Source organism: Paraburkholderia piptadeniae (assembly GCF_900007165.1).
Taxonomy (GTDB): Bacteria; Pseudomonadota; Gammaproteobacteria; order Burkholderiales; family Burkholderiaceae; genus Paraburkholderia; species Paraburkholderia piptadeniae.
The window spans coordinates 125484-143248 of record NZ_CYGY02000009.1 but is presented as its reverse complement, the minus strand read 5'-3'; the positions used below and the strand labels follow the sequence as shown (position 1 = coordinate 143248).

The 17765-nt window shown below is 64.8% G+C and carries 11 protein-coding genes and 2 tRNA genes; 8 read left to right on the top strand and 5 right to left on the bottom strand.

The genetic code is table 11. The features are described from left to right. Nucleotides 1–85: 85 nt before the first annotated feature. The gene (locus BN2476_RS03595; RefSeq protein WP_143810889.1) at nt 86–1597 is read right to left on the bottom strand and encodes a hypothetical protein; all 1512 of its coding nucleotides are present in this window, start codon (nt 1595–1597) and stop codon (nt 86–88) included. A 234-nt stretch (nt 1598–1831) separates the two neighbouring features. Here BN2476_RS03595 and BN2476_RS03590 point away from each other — a divergent pair, with 234 nt between their 5' ends. Next, nucleotides 1832–3508, top strand: a complete 1677-nt coding sequence (locus BN2476_RS03590) for a DUF8728 domain-containing protein (RefSeq protein ID WP_087732777.1) — start codon at nt 1832–1834, stop codon at nt 3506–3508. Nucleotides 3509–3520: 12 nt separating this feature from the next. Here BN2476_RS03590 and rpiA read toward each other — a convergent pair whose 3' ends face one another. The 4 genes from rpiA to rnr form a co-directional block, all read right to left on the bottom strand. Next, complete coding sequence (gene rpiA, locus BN2476_RS03585) at nt 3521–4216, bottom strand: ribose-5-phosphate isomerase RpiA (protein ID WP_087732809.1); 696 nt, start codon at nt 4214–4216, stop codon at nt 3521–3523. Between the two features lie 123 nt (nt 4217–4339). Then, a complete protein-coding gene (locus BN2476_RS03580) occupies nt 4340–5206 on the bottom strand; it encodes an N-acetylmuramoyl-L-alanine amidase (protein ID WP_162849228.1) in 867 nt (288 codons plus the stop codon). A gap of 70 nt (nt 5207–5276) precedes the next feature. Beyond that, entirely contained in the window at nt 5277–6020 is a 744-nt protein-coding gene (gene rlmB, locus BN2476_RS03575; RefSeq protein ID WP_087732775.1) for a 23S rRNA (guanosine(2251)-2'-O)-methyltransferase RlmB, read from the bottom strand. Nucleotides 6021–6125: 105 nt separating this feature from the next. Further along, complete coding sequence (rnr, locus tag BN2476_RS03570; RefSeq protein WP_087732774.1) at nt 6126–8582, bottom strand: ribonuclease R; 2457 nt, start codon at nt 8580–8582, stop codon at nt 6126–6128. 346 nt (nt 8583–8928) lie between these two features. Between rnr and BN2476_RS03565 the strand changes: the two genes are divergently transcribed. The 7 genes from BN2476_RS03565 (at nt 8929) to BN2476_RS03535 (ending at nt 17692) form a co-directional block, all read left to right on the top strand. Then, nucleotides 8929–9015: transfer RNA gene (locus BN2476_RS03565), tRNA-Leu, on the top strand. 233 nt (nt 9016–9248) lie between these two features. Beyond that, nucleotides 9249–9335: transfer RNA gene (locus BN2476_RS03560), tRNA-Leu, on the top strand. 564 nt (nt 9336–9899) lie between these two features. After that, the gene (locus BN2476_RS03555) at nt 9900–11123 is read left to right on the top strand and encodes an MFS transporter (RefSeq protein WP_087732773.1); all 1224 of its coding nucleotides are present in this window, start codon (nt 9900–9902) and stop codon (nt 11121–11123) included. Between the two features lie 293 nt (nt 11124–11416). Beyond that, nucleotides 11417–12346, top strand: a complete 930-nt coding sequence (locus BN2476_RS03550) for a TetR/AcrR family transcriptional regulator (protein ID WP_087732772.1) — start codon at nt 11417–11419, stop codon at nt 12344–12346. Between the two features lie 294 nt (nt 12347–12640). Continuing rightward, nucleotides 12641–15151 (top strand): acyl-CoA dehydrogenase, encoded by a 2511-nt coding sequence (locus BN2476_RS03545; protein ID WP_087732771.1) that lies wholly within the window; start codon nt 12641–12643, stop codon nt 15149–15151. Nucleotides 15152–15296: 145 nt separating this feature from the next. After that, nucleotides 15297–16769, top strand: coding sequence for a 3-oxoacyl-ACP reductase (locus BN2476_RS03540; RefSeq protein WP_087732770.1), 1473 nt, complete (start codon nt 15297–15299; stop codon nt 16767–16769). 5 nt (nt 16770–16774) lie between these two features. Beyond that, entirely contained in the window at nt 16775–17692 is a 918-nt protein-coding gene (locus BN2476_RS03535) for a MaoC family dehydratase (RefSeq protein ID WP_087732808.1), read from the top strand. The last annotated feature ends 73 nt before the right edge of the window (nt 17693–17765 follow it).

Sequence of the window (17765 nt, the reverse complement as noted above, 5' to 3'; positions counted from 1 at the left end):
CTGCCCGTGCGATGGAATTCGGCCAGCAAGGGTAATTCCCACGGTCGGCGTGACTCTGTTCAGCAAACCACATTGAATCGCATTCTCATGAAGGGCACGGAACAAATCGTCCTGGCTGAAAGATCGACAGGAGGTAATCTCTCATGCCCGGATCGAAACTCCGCTGATACACGGTAGCGGGCAACCATCCGCCCGAACCGGACGAAAACGCGACGGGAAACGACCCGTCGAGGTGACGCTTTAAATCCTCGCGCGTCGCGAATGACGTGAAATCGATCACGCACGCATGGGCATGACGGCTGGCGATGTCCTTCCTGATATCCGCCACGCTATCGGGCTTCGAGTACGGGCCGGTACGAATCTCGACGACTGTTGCATGTTTCGGATAGTAGAGGCGCGCTTCATCGTCCACGGTCTCGGCGACGCGGGGGGGCCGCCGCACTGTCACGATCAGGTCAGCGTTCGTTGCAGGGCTGTGATAGCGCGCCAACGGGGCGACGGGTGATGCGTACCCGTTCGCCAGCGCGTCCTTCAGCATCGGCAGCAATGCACTACCCGAGTACGCCACCGCGTCGGCCGGGGCCGCCAGCGCGACGAGCAGGCCGTAGATCAGCACCGGCCCGGCCGGAAACCTGGGCGTCGGGATGTGCGTCCGCAATCCGGCCATCCCGGCGACGACGAACGTCAGCCCATAGCTGAGCGTTCGGGGGTCGTACAGGTCGTACTGGGTCCGCAACCGTAGAGAGAAAGCAAGCAGCAGAAAGCCCCCACCCACGAGGGCCAGCAACCGTGATTCGGGCACGCCGGTCTCGCCCCCGGTTCTGTCCTCCGATCGCTTCGACCAATATTTCCGGGTCATCCGCAACAGCGCCGAGACCGAAACGCCCAGGACCACCACCTCCTTCGTCAGTTGCCGAACGAAGCGGAACACCAGGAAAGCGGGCGTCTCCGGCGCGGGGATGCGCGGCATGCCCGTGGCCATCCCGGTGAGCGCCATGTTGAACTTCAGGTAGGCCACGAAGAACAGCGCCGCGACGACAAACGCGGGCAATGTCCTGATCGCGGTGCGCGAGCCATACACCAGCCACGCGCACAAGAAAACAACCGCCGCGAAAGGCGCGAAAAAGTAGCGCGACGACACGCCTACGAGCAGGAAGAACGTCAGCAGCGCGACCGCGCCATACGGATATCGCGCGCCGCCCCGATGCGCGCGCGAGAGCGCGAACAGGCTACCGCAGCAGGCGAGCAGAAACAGGTTCTCGGACCACGTATACAGAAACAACGCGATCGTGAACGGGTTGACGATCACGAATGTGGGAACGAGCACGTTGTGGAACGTACGCTTGAGCAACAGGAACGCGAAGAACAGCAGGATTACGTTCGTGCCCTTGCTGCTCATCATCAGGCTCGCCATGTCGGCGGAAGGCGCGGTCAGTGCGATCGCAAGCGGATAACCGCACGGAAACATCGCGAAATACGAGCCAGCGATCGAACACCCTTCCCCGCGCTTGAGCGATTGCGCGAGAAGCAGGTAATTCCACGAGTCGTGCGTCAGGAAGCCGAATGCCGCCCCGATCGCTGCGCCCAAAGCCAGCACGACCAATATCGCCAGCGGGTACGCGGATTTCGTCGAGTACCAGCGTTCCCTGGACTTTTCGTCCCGCGGTCGTGAGTCAAGCTGAGCCGTTCGCATCGTTGCGTGAATCCCCTCTTTAGCGACTCATTTATATCGCACGCACAGCCTGACTTTCGTGCGCCGGAGCACTTTCCCTGGCAACGAAACCGCCTAGCATCGCCATGCTTATCCACTGACACCCGCCCCCGCCTGCCAATGGAAACCACCCTCGACGCCGCCACCCGTCAACGCGGCCGCACGCACATTTTCCCCGCGCTCGTTGCAATCGGCGGCTTTGTTGCCGGCGTCATCGCCATCGGGTGGCCCGTGCTGAAGAACCACGGCTTTCCACTCGACGATTCTTGGATTCACCAGGTGGTCGGGCGAAATGCGGCGGAATACGGCATCCCGGGATTCATTCCCGGCATCGCGTCCTCGGGTTCGTCGAGCGCCATCTGGCCATGGATCATCGCCGTCAACTACCGGTTCCTGCCGGGTGTGGAGCCCTCGACTTTCCTGCTCGCGCTGAACGTCGCGCTGTTCGCGGTCGTTCTGGTCGCGCTGTGGTTCGCGGCGCAACGGGACGAGTTGCCGCCGCTGGAACGCATGGCGCTCGTCGCGCTGCCGGCGCTGTACGGCAATTTCGCGTGGCTTGTCTCGACGGGCATGGAGCACTTGCTGCTGGTGGCAACCACCTTCCTCTCCGCCCATTTCCTGTTCACGCGGCGACCCGTTGCGGGTCTGCCGCCGATCCTCGTGGCGGGCGTGTTGCTGGGCGGCGCGATCGTGACGCGTCCGGAAGCCGTCGTTTTCGTACCGCTGTTCCTCGCTGGCGCTTACCTGACCACGAGGCGCTGGCGCTCGCTCTTCGTGCTCGCGTTACCATGCGTCGCGGCGATTTCGTTCGTCGTCGCGAACAACTGGCTGACGTCCCATTCGCTGCTTCCCGTCACGGTGAGCGGCCGTAAGTGGCTGAACTTCGGCACCACCGATACGTTCCGGCTCGGCATCATTCTCCACTTCATCAAAGCCTGTCTTTTCCAGGTGGCCAGCACATTCGTCGATTTTGGCAAGGGCGAACTGTCGACTGTCGCCCGCATCGTCATCTCCGTTGCGATCGGCGCACTCGCCGTATTCGCCACGATAAGGCTCGTCAGGAGGCGCGCGTGGCGCACGCTGTTCCTGATCGCCCTCTCGCTCGCGAACTTCGGCGCGTATTTCTTTCTTTTTCCGACAATCGGCCACGGCATGAGGTATCAGGCGATGCTGCTCGTGTTCGTGCTCCCGATGATCGCGCTGGGACTGCTCGAACTCGGCCGTGCTCTTGCACGTCGCGGGGGGAAAAGGGGCGCGGCGGGCTGGTCGCAACAGGCGCGGCGCCGCTATGACTCACTCGCGCTCTGCTTCACGTTCGCGCTGGCGCTCGCTTCGCTCGTCGAATGGTCGAACATCGCCGACGACGGCATTCAGCACATCAACGGTACTCACGTACGGATGGGCGAGTGGCTCGCGGACCACCTTCCAGCCGACGCGAAGGTCGCGTCGTTCGACATCGGCGGCATCGGCTTTTACAGCCACCGGCGAATCTACGACCTCGGCGGGCTGGTCGATAGCGAATTCACGCCCTACCTGTTCGCCGGCAAAACGGCCGAGTACCTGCGGAAGGAAGGCATCGAATGGCTGGTGTTGCCGTATCCGCCAGCACGGCCCGGTACTGGCGAGGCCGCGTCATGCGCGGGATTCGAAATCCTGCTGAATCTGTGCGACGGCAACGGCTTCACCAAGCGCGAAGTAGTGGCGTATTACACGCCAGACGGCATCTGGGAGAAAGCGTATCAGGCCACCGGCCACGCATGGCAGGGGCAGATTCTCTACGAGATCGACTGGCACTGACGGCGGTGCGGCTCAGCGTGCCTCGTACTCGATCCGCTCGACGCCCTTCTCCGTGCCGAGCAGGCACAGGTCCGCGCCGCGCGCGGCGAACAGGCCCACCGTCACGACGCCCGGCCACGCGTTGATCTGCGCTTCGACGGCGCGCGGATCGCCGATCCGCAGCCCCTTGACGTCGATGATCTCGTTGCCGTTGTCGGTGATATAGGGCGAACCGTCCTTCGTCACGCGCACGACGGGTACGCCGCCCATCGCCGTGATGCGGCGGCCGATCGCCGTGCGCGCCATCGGCACGACCTCGACGGGCAGCGGAAACTGGCCGAGCACATCGACGCGCTTGCTCGCATCCGCGATGCACACGAATTTCTCCGCTACCGACGCAACGATTTTTTCGCGTGTCAGCGCACCGCCGCCGCCCTTGATCATCGCGCCGCCGTGGTCGATTTCATCGGCGCCGTCGACGTACACGGGCAGCGATTCGACGTCGTTCAAATCGAAAACCTGGATACCGTGCGATTGCAGGCGCGCCGTCGTCGCGACCGAGCTGGACACGGCGCCGCGATAGCGCGACTTGTGCGCGGCCAGCGCGTCGATGAAACAGTTCGCGGTCGAGCCGGTGCCGACGCCGATCACGGCGCCTTGCGGTACGTTCGCGAGGACATAGTCGGCGGCGGCCTGGCCGACCAGTTGCTTGAGTTCGTCTTGAGTCATGGTGAGGAAATGCGAAGGCAGGCGGAAAAGCGCAAGTTTACCGGAGTCGGAGCGCGAAGCCGGATTTATTGCTCGCGGCTCGTCGCCGATGTCGCGCACGTGCCCATCGCGCGCGAAGTGCATTCATGGCGCCGGCTGAGCCGGTTCTGACGCCGCCTGCGGCATGTACTTGTCGAGCAACGCCTGCGCAATCGCATCCGTTTGCGCGTCCGGATCGCCTGAATAGTCGGCGGGACGAAAGTGCATCTGGAACGCGGCGAAGACGCGGCGCGTCTTGTCGTCGAGCACGCCGTCCGTCGCGACTTCATAGCCGTAGCGCGCGAGCTTCTGCTGAAGCGCGCGCACATCGGCGCTCGCGTGCGGATCGCGGCCCGCGAGCTCTTTCGCGACCGTCGCATCGTCCGGCCACGCGCCGACGCCCGCGTCGTACAACTGCTTCCACGGAAAGAGCGGACCCGGATCGATCTTGCGTTGGGGCGCGATATCGCTGTGGCCGACGACGCGCGCCGGCGGAATGCCATAGCGCGTGACGATGTCCTTTGCGAGGCGGATCATCGCATCCACTTGCTCGGGCGGATACGGCTGCCACGTGCGGCCTTGCGGCGTGTCGACCGGGCCGAGGTTCACGTTCTCGATGCCGATCGACGCGGCGTTCAGCTCCGTCGTGCCTTGCCAGTAGCTGAGCCCTGCATGCCACGCGCGCTGCGACTCGGGGACGAGCTGCCAGACGATGGGCTCGCCGCCTTTCTCGCGCGGATGATCCGGCACGACGTAGTGCGCGCTGACCTGCTCATTCGTCAGCACGTCGAGCGACTGCGTCTCGTCGATTTCGGTGTAGTGCATCACGAGGAAGCGGATGCGGGTGTCGGCGTACTGCGCGTGGCGAGAGGTGTCGGCGTAATAGGTGCCGCGCTCGACGATGTTCGTCGTGCACGCGGCCGTGAGCAGCGCCGCGAGCGCAACGACGACCGCGCGGAGGACGGCTTCGATCTGGAAAGCAGCTTGTCGATTCATGAAATCCGGGCGCTACGGCCCCGGTCGTGGCTTTGCATCGTGAGGGCTACTTCTTCACCGACCTCTGCCGCACAGCCTCGAACAGGCACACGCCCGAAGCGACGGAAACGTTCAGGCTCTCGACCGAGCCGGCCATCGGAATGTGCATCACCTCATCGCACGTGTCGCGCGAGAGCCTGCGCATGCCCTCGCCCTCCGCGCCCATCACGAGCGCAACGGGACCATCGAGCTTCGTCTCGTACAACGACGCCGTCGCATCGCCCGCCGTTCCGACGACCCACACGCCCGCATCCTTCAGTTCGCGCAATGCGCGCGCGAGATTCGTGACGGTGATGTACGGCACCGTATCGGCTGCGCCGCTCGCCACTTTCGCCGCCGTCGCGTTCAGGCCGACTGCCCGATCGCGCGGCGCGATCACGGCATGCGCGCCCGCCGCATCGGCGACGCGCAGACACGCGCCGAGATTGTGCGGATCGGTGATGCCATCGAGCACCAGCAGCAACGCCGAGCCCTGAATCCCGTCGAGCAGTTCCGCCAGGTTCTGCGCGAGCGGCAGATCGCCGGCGCGCGCGACGACGCCCTGATGCCGCTCCGTATGCGCGAGGCCCCACAGGCGCGTTTCGTCGGCGGCGATCACGCGCACGCCCGCCTCTTTCGCCACGGCGAGAAACTCGTTCATCCGGCGATCGCGGCGCGACTGGTCGTAAAAGATTTCTTCGACCGTCGATGGATCGTGACGCAAGCGTGCCGTCACCGCGTGAAAACCGTAGAGAACCTTGAGACGTGACATGACTGAAACAACCTTTGAATGAGCGCGCCTGGCGAAAACGTTTGAGGCGCACCCGATGAGAACGGCGCCGCGCGCAGTGAAAACGCGCGCGGCGTTACAACAGAATCAACGCTTCTTGCGCGCGGGCTTCGCGGACGACTTCGACGCCGCGCGCTTCTTCGATGCGCCCGCCTTGCGCGCCGCACGCGCTTCCTTTACGGCCGCCGTCTGCGCGGGCGCGGCCTTCTTGCGGCGCGCGCCGTCGACGGGCTCCGCGCGGTCGATCGAACGCACGCGCGGACCGCCGAGATCGCTTGCCTTCTCCGCCGACGTCGCGCGATGCGCTTGCGGCTTCACGGGCAGATCGCGCACGAGACGGAAATCGATCTTGCGCGCGTCGAGATCGACGCGGCTTACCTGCACGCGCACGCGATCCGACAGGCGATAACGAATGCCCGTACGTTCGCCGCGCAGTTCGTTCTTGATCTCGTCGTACTGGAAGTAGTCGGAGCCCAGTTCCGTCACATGCACGAGCCCTTCGATGAAGAGCGCATCGAGCTGCACGAAGATGCCGAACGACGTCACGCCGCTCACCATGCCGCCATATTCTTCGCCAAGCTTGTCGCGCATGAAGTAGCACTTGAGCCACGCTTCGACATCGCGCGATGCCTCGTCGGCACGGCGCTCGTTCGACGAGCAGTGCAAGCCGAGTTCTTCCCAGATCGCCGTGTTCGGGCGGCCGCGGCCGCCGCGTTTTTCGTCTTCGGCCTGCAGTGCGCGGGCGCGCTGCGACAGCGCCGTGTTCAGCTCGACGCCATGCGGCGTCTTCGGCTCGTACTTGCGGCCCTGCAGGATCGCGTAGATCGCGCGGTGCGTGAGCAGATCGGGATAGCGGCGAATCGGGCTCGTGAAGTGCGCATACGCCTCGTACGCGAGACCGAAGTGGCCAATGTTGTCCGGACTGTAGACGGCCTGCTGCATCGAGCGCAGCAGCATCGTCTGCAGCATCTGCGCATCGGGCCGGTCGCGGATGTGCGCCATCAGCGCGGCGTAATCGCTTGCATGCGGCGTGTCGCCGCCGCCGAGCGTGAGCCCCATGCCGCGCAGGAACGTGCGCAGGTTTTCGAGGCGCTCCGCCGTCGGACCCGCGTGCACGCGATACAGGCCCGGATGCTTGTTGCGCTTCATGAAGTCGGCCGCGCAGACGTTCGCGGCCAGCATGCACTCCTCGATCAGCTTGTGCGCGTCGTTGCGGTGACGCGGCACGATCTGCTCGATCTTGCCCTGCGCATTGCAGACGATGTACGTCTCGGTCGTGTCGAAGTCGATCGCGCCGCGCTTCTGGCGTGCGGCGAACAGCGACTTGTAGACGCCGTACAGGTGCTGCAGTTGCGGCAGCAGCGCGGCGCGGCGCGTGGCTTCCGGACCCTTCGTGTTAGTGAGGATCGCGGCGACTTCCGTGTACGTGAGACGCGCGGCCGAATGCATCACGCCCGGATAGAACTGATACGCCTTGATCTCGCCGCGCGCGGTGATCACCATGTCGCACACGAGCACGCAGCGGTCCACTTGCGGATTGAGCGAGCAGAGTCCGTTGGACAGCTTTTCCGGCAGCATAGGAATCACGCGGCGCGGAAAATACACCGACGTGCTGCGCTCGATCGCATCGACATCGAGGCCGCTGTCGGGCAGCACGTAATGCGACACGTCGGCGATCGCGACGATCAGGCGAAAGCCATCGCCTCGTCCGACCTTGATCGGCTCGCAGTAGACAGCATCGTCGAAGTCGCGCGCGTCTTCGCCGTCGATCGTCACAAGCGGCACGTCGCGCAAGTCGACGCGATGTTTAATGTCGACGGGACGCACTTCGTCCGGCAGCTTCGCGGCATCGTCGAGCGCGGCCTGGCTGAACTCGTGCGGCACGCCGTACTTGCGCACGGCGATTTCGATTTCCATGCCGGGATCGTCGATATCGCCGAGCACTTCGACGACGCGCCCGAGCGGCTGCGAATGGCGGCTCGGAAAATCGGTCAGCTCGACGACCACCACCTGCCCGACCTTCGCCTTCTTCGTGTTCTGCGTGATCAGGATGTCGTGGCCGATGCGCTTCTCTTCGGGCACGACGATCAGCGCGCCATTCTCGTTCAGCAGGCGCCCGATCACGCGCTTGTTCGCGCGGTCCGTGACCTCGACGATGTGGCCTTCGGGCCGACCGCGCCGGTCATAGCCGACGATGCGCGCAAGCACGCGATCGTTGTGCATGACCTTCTGCATTTCGCCCGTCGGCAGGAACAGATCGTCCTGGCCGTCGTCGCGGATCAGAAAACCGTAGCCGTCGCGATGGCCCTGCACGCGGCCCGCGACGAAGTTCGACGGATGGGTCAACTGATAATGCCCGCGCTGATCGAGTCTGATCTGGCCATCGCGCTCCATCGCGGCGAGGCGCTTGAAGAACCCTTCGCGCTCCTGGCGCTTGATCGACAGTGCTTCGGCGATGTCGTTCGCGGCAAGCGGCGCTTCACTCGTGCGCAGCACGCCGAGGATTTCTTCGCGGCTTGGAATCGGATACGGATATTTGCTCAAGGGCTTGTCGATGATTGTTCTCGTTGCGTGGACGTCGGCGGGTGTGATGACGCTGCTCTATCTGACTGCAACTGCACTCGTGACTGCGACTGCTCTTTCTGACGGAAGACGACGGCGCGGCCCCCGTTGCCTGCCATGCGCGCGACGGGCCCATGCGCCGTGCCTGCGTACTATTGCGGGGATTCTAACACCCGTCTTGCCCGCCACGCGCCGCCCGGCGGGCGATTGCGCGACATGCGTGCGGCGTGTTCACCGGCATCGCGCGTGCCGCGCAGGCGATTTCGAGAAACGCTTGACACGGTTCGCCGACACGCTATAATCGCTGTCTCTGCTTCAAACGCACCTTGCCCAGGTGGCGAAATTGGTAGACGCACTAGGTTCAGGTCCTAGCGGTGGCAACACCGTGGAGGTTCGAGTCCTCTCTTGGGCACCAGATTCAAATGAAAAACCGCCTTCGGGCGGTTTTTCATTGTTGTGAGAGCAGCGCTTTGTGCTGCGGTTCAGGAACCGCAGCACAAAGCGCTGTGGAAGTTGCAGGTCGGTTGTTCACCGCGTCGCATCGAGTCATTTGATGCGCGAACAACCGGCGAAAAGATGAAGCGTTTTTCGAAATACCGATTGACACGCAGATTCTTCTCGCTAAAATAGCGGTCTAGCTTGAGACGTGCCCAGGTGGCGGAATTGGTAGACGCACTAGGTTCAGGTCCTAGCGGTGGCAACACCGTGGAGGTTCGAGTCCTCTCCTGGGCACCACGTATTTAAAAAGGTCGGCACATGCCGGCCTTTTTTCATTTCTGGACCAGGAAGCAAAGCCGACCGAGTCCTCTCCTGGGACCACGCTAGCACAGCTAAAACAGATCACCCCGCAAAGCGAACAGCCAGCGGGGTTTTTTGTTTTTGCGGTTCTTGTTCTGCGGACTCTGATCGCAAGACGCCCTGTCACGCCGGACTTGATTCCCATCGCGCTGCCATCGCAAACAGAAGGACCGGAAATTGAGCATTTCTCATTCCCGATAATTACAAAATAAAAATACCAAACAATCAAACCAACTACATTAATTACATTCATCAAACATTATTCCCGTTTCCACATCTGATTTCCCGGGGATTACCATCGACAAAGCGGTGTCGTTACATGCAGCCGCTTAATGGTCGGCGTACACTCGCTCGAAGCCTTCGCATACGGGGCGCGGCGTCCCGTGCAATTGCCCTTTAAACGGCATTGGGCGGCACGGGATATCGGAGACTGCAACCAGGTTGCATGGGACCAGAGCAGGCGTTAAAGCGTTGACTCCGGTCGACAGGAGAACAATTGAAATGAGCTGGACTCGGGAACAGAGAAACGTCACGATCGCTGCATATCTGGGCTGGACCCTCGACGCATTCGATTTCTTTCTGATGGTTTTTATTCTGAAAGATATCGCGGCCGAATTTAATACGAAAATCCCGGAAGTCGCATTCGGCATTACGCTCACGCTGGCGATGCGCCCGCTCGGCGCGCTGATTTTCGGACGTCTCGCCGATAAATTCGGCCGCCGTCCGACGCTGATGGTCAACATCGCGTGCTACTCGCTGCTCGAACTGCTGTCCGGCTTCTCGCCGAATCTCACGACGCTGCTCGTCTTGCGCGCCCTCTTCGGCATCGCGATGGGCGGCGAATGGGGCGTCGGCTCCGCGCTGACGATGGAGACCGTGCCCCCGAAAGCGCGCGGCTTCGTATCGGGCCTGCTGCAAGCGGGCTATCCGAGCGGCTATCTGTTGGCGTCGATCGTGTTCGGCGTGCTCTATCAATACATCGGCTGGCGCGGCATGTTCTTCGTCGGCGTGCTGCCCGCGCTGCTCGTCATGTACGTGCGCGCGCACGTGAAGGAATCGCCCGCGTGGGTCGCGATGGAAAAGCATGCGCGTCCCGGCCTGCTTGTCACGCTCAAGCGCAACTGGGTGTTGTCGATCTACGCGATCGTCCTGATGACGGCCTTCAACTTCTTCTCGCACGGCACGCAGGATCTGTATCCGACCTTCCTGCGCGAACAGCATCACTTCGATCCGCACACGGTGTCCCTGATCACGATCACGCTGAACATCGGCGCGATCGTCGGCGGGCTTACGTTCGGCGCGTTCTCGGAGCGCATCGGCCGCCGGCGCGCGATCTTCATCGCCGCGCTGATCGCATTGCCCGTGCTGCCGCTGTGGGCGTTCTCGAGCACGGCCATCGCGCTCGCGGCGGGCGCGTTCCTGATGCAGATCTCCGTGCAAGGCGCGTGGGGTGTGATCCCCGTGCATCTGAACGAGATCTCGCCCGACGAAATCCGCGCGACGTTCCCCGGACTCGTCTATCAGCTCGGCAACCTGCTCGCTTCCGTCAACGCGACGATGCAGGCGTCGTTTGCCGTCAGCAACAACAACAACTACGCGATGGCGATGGCCGTCGTCGCGGGCGTGGTGGCCGTCGTGATCGCCGTGCTGATCCTCTTCAGCCGTGAACGGCGTGGCATCGATATGACACAATCCGCCGAACAGGTCACAGCGACGGTAGACTGAGCACCGCGCCGTAACGACACACAGCAGCACACGACATCACATAAGGGCGCCGCGCGGCGCCCCAGCCAACGCAGCAACCACGAGGCCGCTCCGATCCGAATCGGAGCGGCCTTTTTTGTCCGCGTCGTCCGCGAGGGGATGCGCGGTCGGACGCTTTTTAGAGGAGTCCATCGACACTCATCTCTTGCCCGATCACGAGCTCCATTTTTATCCTGAAAAAAACGCACGTTTCAAAATCGAAATTCAATCGATCGTTTGCGGCCGGCAAAAAAGCCGACAGAGGGAGACGCAACATGGCAACTCGCACGACGAGCCGGCACACCGGCGACACGAAATCGCGCATCCTCGACGCATCCGAAACGCTCTTCATCGAATGCGGCTACGAAGCGATGTCGTTGCGGCAGATCACATCGAAGGCCGAGGTCAACCTGGCCGCCGTCAACTATCACTTCGGCAGCAAGGAAGCGCTGATGCACGCGATGCTGTCGCGGCGTCTCGATCTGCTGAACCAGGAGCGCCTGAAGCTGCTCGACCGCTTCGACGCGCTGCTCGGCCCGCGGCTCACCTGCGAGCACGTGCTCGGCGCGATGTTCATTCCGGCGCTGCGCGTGTCGCGCGATACGCGCATCGGCGGCAAGGCGTTCCTGCGGCTGCTCGGCCGCGCGTACACCGATCCCTCCTCGTTCATCCGCGACTTTTTGAGCGCACATTACGCATCGGTATCCGAGCGCTTTTTCGAAGCGTTCCAGCGCGCGCTGCCGCATCTTCCGCGCGAGGAACTCGGCTGGCGTCTGCACTTCGCGATCGGCGCGCTGTCGGGCGTGCTCGCGGGCGCGGACACGAACAACCTCATCACCGAATTCTCGCAAGGCAAGTCGATGAGCGATCTGCAACTGATCGCGCGGCTCGCGTCGCTGATCGTGTCCGCACTGAAGGCGCCGTTGCCCGATGCGAGCCAGCTCGCCACGTTTGCCTCCGTGCTCGGCGACGCGGGCAGCGCCGACATCGCTTGCGACGCCGTCCGCGACGCACAAGCGGATGTCGCGACAAACGGCACGTCGCCGGCCGCTGTTCACGCGCAGATGCCAGCACCTGGCACACCGCAGCGACCGCCGATGCGCGCCGAACCCAGGCCTGACGCGCAACCGTACGGGGAGCCGGCGCACGGCGGCGAGCAAGCGGACGCACACGATGCCGGCTCACGCTTCGCCGCGCACGGTTGACGCGGCGGATCATCCCTTGCGTGGGTAGATAGCGCGCGGTTCTCTCGCGCGGCGCAGCGCAGCACGGGCTGAAAGAATGGCCAAACCCAAGGCCAGCGAATCAGCCATCCACGGCGCGCGACGATGCGAGGAACCGCGCGGGCACGCCGGCTGCAACGGATAACCGCAGATGACGGCAGACACACTCGCCGCGCATCGAACAACTCGAGAACAACGCGAAGAACACGCGAGCCGCCCGCGCATCGAGGGACGCGCACGCGGCCAGGTTCGCGTCGTCGAACAGGAGGGGTCGTCATGCCGTGGTTCATCGTTGCACTGATCGTCGCTGCCGGGGCGCTCGTCTACGCGCGGGCGCGTACGTCGTGGTGGCTCGCGTTTCTGATCGTGTGGGTCGCGGCCGCGCGCCTGACGGGCGCAGCGGGCGCGCTGACGACTACTTGCCTCGCGATCGTGCTGATCGTTCCCGCGCTCGTGCTGACGATCAGGCCGCTGCGCCGCGCGTGGGTGAGCCGGCGCGTGCTCGACGTCTTCCGCAAGACCCTGCCCGACATGTCGCAGACCGAGGGCGACGCGATCGAAGCAGGCACCGTCTGGTGGGACGCGGCACTCTTCTCGGGACGCCCTCATTGGGACACGCTGCTCGGCCACGGCCCGGCAAAGCTCACCGCGCAGGAGCAGGCGTTTCTCGACAACGAATGCGAGCAGCTGTGCGATCTGGCGAACGACTGGGAAACGACGGCCGTCTGGCAAGACCTGTCGCCGCAGGCCTGGCAGTTCATCAAGGACAAGGGTTTCCTCGGGATGATCATTCCGGCGCAATACGGCGGCAAAGGCTACTCCGCGTACGCGCATTCGCAGGTCATCATGAAGCTCGCCTCGCGCTGCTCGGTGGCCGCCGTGTCGGTGATGGTGCCGAACTCGCTCGGCCCCGCCGAACTGCTGCTGCAATACGGCACCGATGCGCAGAAGAACCACTATCTGCCGCGTCTCGCACGCGGCGACGAAATACCCTGCTTCGCGCTGACGAGCCCTTACGCGGGCTCTGACGCCGCGGCGATTCCCGACATCGGCATCGTCTGCAACGGCACGTTCGAAGGACGCGAGACGCTCGGCTTTCGCGTGACGTGGAGCAAGCGCTACATCACGCTCGGGCCCATCGCGACGGTGCTCGGCCTCGCGTTTCGCGCGCTCGATCCCGATCATCTGCTCGGCAGCGAAGACGAGCCCGGCATCACGTGCGCGCTGATTCCGACTAGCCACCCGGGCGTGAACATCGGACGCCGTCACTGGCCGTTGAACGCCGTGTTCCAGAACGGCCCGAACTGGGGCAACGACGTGTTCATCCCGCTCGACTGGGTGATCGGCGGACGCGACCAGGTTGGCAACGGCTGGCGCATGCTGATGGAATGCCTCGCGGCGGGGCGCGCGATCTCCCTGCCGTCGTCGAATGTGGGCATGTCGAAAGTCGCGGTGCGCGGAGTCGGTGCCTATGCCGCCGTGCGACGGCAGTTCCGCACGCCGATCGGCAGGTTCGAAGGCGTGCAGGAAGCGCTCGGGCGCATGGGCGGCAATCTGTACGTGATGGACGCCGCGCGCCGCCTGTCCGCGCAGGCCGTCGATCTCGGCGAGAAGCCGTCGGTGATCTCGGCGATCTCGAAGTACCACATCACCGAGCGCAACCGCGAAGTGATCGACGACGGCATGGATGTCCTCGGCGGCAAGGGCATCTGCATGGGCCCGTCGAACTTCCTCGCGCGCGCGTATCAGCAGGTGCCCATCTCGATCACCGTCGAAGGCGCGAACATCCTCACGCGCTGCCTGATCATCTTCGGCCAGGGCGCGATCCGCTGCCATCCGTATCTGCTAAAGGAAATGGCCGCGGCGCGCGAGGCGGGCAATGAAGCGGGCCACGCGAACGCGCTGCGTGATTTCGACGAGGCGCTCTTCGGGCACATCGGCTTCACGCTGTCGAACGTCGTGCGCTGTTTCGTTGATGGCGTGACGGGCGGCGCGCTGATCGCGAAGCCGCAGCGCGCACATGCGCCGCTCGCGGGCTACTATCGCGCGACAACACGCCTGTCGACGACATTCGCGCTGCTCGCGGATGTGTCGATCTTCGTGCTGGGCGGCGACCTGAAGCGGCGCGAGCGTATTTCGGCGCGGCTCGGCGACGTGCTGTCGCAGCTCTATCTGATCTCGGCGACGCTCAAACGTTTCGAGGACGAAGGCCGCGAGGCGAGCGATCTGCCGCTCGTGCAATGGGGCGTCGAAGACGCGCTGCATCGCGCGCAAACAGCCCTCGATGGCGTGCTGCGCAACTATCCGAGCCGCGTCGCAGCGGGCTTCGTGCGGGCGCTCGCGTTCCCGTTCGGGCTGCCGTATCGCGCGCCGTCCGACGCACTCGGCAGCGCCGTCGCCGAGCTGATGCAGACGCCTGGCGCCGCGCGCGACCGGCTGCTCGCGGACTCGTACGTGCCGCATGTCGAGGTCGACGCGCTCGGTTGCGGCGAACTCGCGTTGGCGCTTGCGCCGCGTGTCGCGCAGATCGAACAGCGCCTGCGCGAAGCAATCCGGCATGGCCGTATCGATCCGCTTCCGCAAAGCCTCGCCGATCTAGCTGGCTGGAACGAAGCGGCGCAGCAGCGCGGTTTCATCGACGAAGACGAGCGCAAGGTGCTCGACGACTACGCGCGCTTTGCGGCCGAGATCGTGAAGGTCGACGATTTCCCCGCGGACTTCGGCATGCTCGCCGATCTGCAGCGGCGCAAGGACGCGCTCGACAACGCGACGCAGCTGGCCGCCTGATGTCAGTCACCTCGATGGCATCCTGATGGCCGTGCGATGAACATTCGATGAACGCGGGACGAATGCACGATTTAGCCACGCTTGCGGCAAGTCACGCGCACCGTGCACACTGACGCCATCCGTCAGGCCAGGAGCCAACAACGCGATGAACGATTCCTACCTGAACTTCGTCAATTCGCCGCTGGGCGCGCGGGTCGCGCGCTCGCTCCACTTGCCGAAGCCCGAAGTGCTGCGCCGCTACCGCGCCGATGCGCCCGAATTCGACGGCATCGTGGCCGTCGGCGCGGGGCCGTCGCCGCAACTGCTCGACGCGCTCGCCGGCGTGATCGCGCGTATCGGCATGACGAGCGTCGCGCACGCGGGCGCGAGCGCGTGGATGCCGCTCGCGAACCGCCACGGCCTGATGACGGGCCGCTTCGAGCCCGCCCAGCTCGCCGGTCACGCCGCTGGCTCGCAGGCGAGCGTGCGGGCGCTCGTGTTCGACGCGAGCGGCATCGCGGACAGCGCGCAGCTCGACACCGTCTACGCGTTCTTTCACGACGCGCTGCGCTCGCTCGACAAGTGCGGACGGATCGTCGTGCTGGGCCGCCCGCCCGAGGCCTGCGCGAGCCCGCGCCAATGGACCGCGCAGCGCGCGCTCGAAGGCGTGACGCGTTCGCTCGGCAAGGAAGCGCGGCGCGGCATCGCGTCGAATCTGGTCTATGTCGCCGAAGGGTCCAAAAGCAGCGCCGAAAGCAGCACCACAAGCAGCGTCGAACATCACAACGACAGCGGCATCGAATCGACCTTGCGCTTTTTCCTGTCGCCGCGCTCGGCCTATGTGTCGGGCCAGGTCGTGCGGATCGGCACGGCGCCTTCCGCGCCCGGCGAGGATTTCGACTGGACCCAGCCGCTCGCGGGCCAACGCGCCGTCGTGACGGGCGCGGCGCGCGGCATCGGCGCGGCGATCGCGAACGTGCTCGCCGCGCAAGGCGCGCACGTGACGGGCATCGACGTGCCCGCCGCCACTGACGCACTCGACGCCACGATGCGCCAGATCTCCGGCACGGCGCTGCCATTCGACATCGCCGCGCCCGAAACCCCCGCGCAGATCGCGGCGGCCCTCGACGAGCTCGGCGCCGATGTGTTCGTGCACAACGCGGGCATCACGAAGGACAAAACCATCGCGAAGATGGCCGAGCCGGCGTGGCGCGACGTGATCGACATCAATCTGTCCGCGCAGGAACGCATCGACGACGCGCTGCTCGAAGCGGGCACGCTGCGCGACGGCGGACGCATCGTCTGCGTTTCGTCGATCGGCGGCATCGCGGGCAACCTCGGGCAGACGAACTACGCGGCATCGAAGGCGGGCGTGATCGGACGCGTGCAGAGCATGGCGCCGCATCTGGCGAAACGGCGCATCACGATCAACGCCGTCGCGCCCGGCTTCATCGAAACGCAGATGACGGCGAAGATGCCGCTTGCAATACGCGAAGCCGGCCGCCGGATGAACTCGATGAGCCAGGGCGGCCAGCCCGTCGATGTCGCGCAGACCATCGCGTGGCTCGCGCATCCGGGCTCGGCGGGCATCACGGGTCAGGTCGTGCGCGTGTGCGGCCAAAGCCTGATAGGAGCGTGACGGTCATGGCCCTGTTCGACTCCCGCCCGATGTTCGGCGCGCCGCGCCCGAAAACAGTGGTCCTGCCCGAACTGCCGCAGCCCGCGAAGCTGTATGCGCGCGCGTTGTCGGGCGTGGCCAAGCGCTTTCAGCGCAACCGGCCGACGGAGCTGCCCGCGCTGCGCCTCGTGCGCCCTGCCGTCGCGCTAGATTCCGTCGCGATCGAACGCTATGCGCGCGTCTGCGGCTTTTTTCCCGAGCAGGGCATTCCGTTCACGTATCCGCATCTGCTCGCGTTTCCTCTGCATCTGCTGTTGCTGACCGACCCGGCATTTCCGTGGCCCGCGCTCGGCATCGTCCATCTGGCGAACAGCGTGCGCATGCGCCGCCCGCTTTCGTTCGACGACACCCTGCGCGTCGAAGTCGAATTCGGCGCGCGCCTGCGTCACGACAAAGGTCAGGCGTTCGTGATGCAGACGCGCATCTACCGGCGCGGCGAAGCCGTCTGGGACGGCGACAGCGTGTACCTGAAGCGCGGCGTCGCGGCGAACGGCGATCCGCTGAGCCCGCTCGAAACGGACGGCAGCGCGCTTGCGCGCAACTCGCGCTGGCAGCTGCCCGCGCAACTGGGCCGCGACTACGCGCGCGCATCGGGCGACTACAACCCGATCCACCTGTCGATGCTCTCCGCAAGGGCGTTCGGCTTTCGGCGCGCAATCGCGCACGGCATGTGGACGCTCGCGCGCACGGCCGCCGCGCTGCAGCCGCCGAAGCGGCTCGCCGATGCGACGCTCGCAGGCGAATTCAGGGCGCCGATGCTGCTGCCCGGCGAAGCGTCGCTGTGGACGGCATCGCCGTCGCCGACTGCGCGCGAGTTCGAAGTGCGCGATCCGCAGAGCGGCAAGCCGCATCTGCGGGGCCGGTTCCAGTGGAATCCGCTATGAGGCGGCCGATGTTCGGCGCAGACCGCGCAGAATCGCGCCCGCACCCCCCGCAAACCCGTCACGCACGCAATTC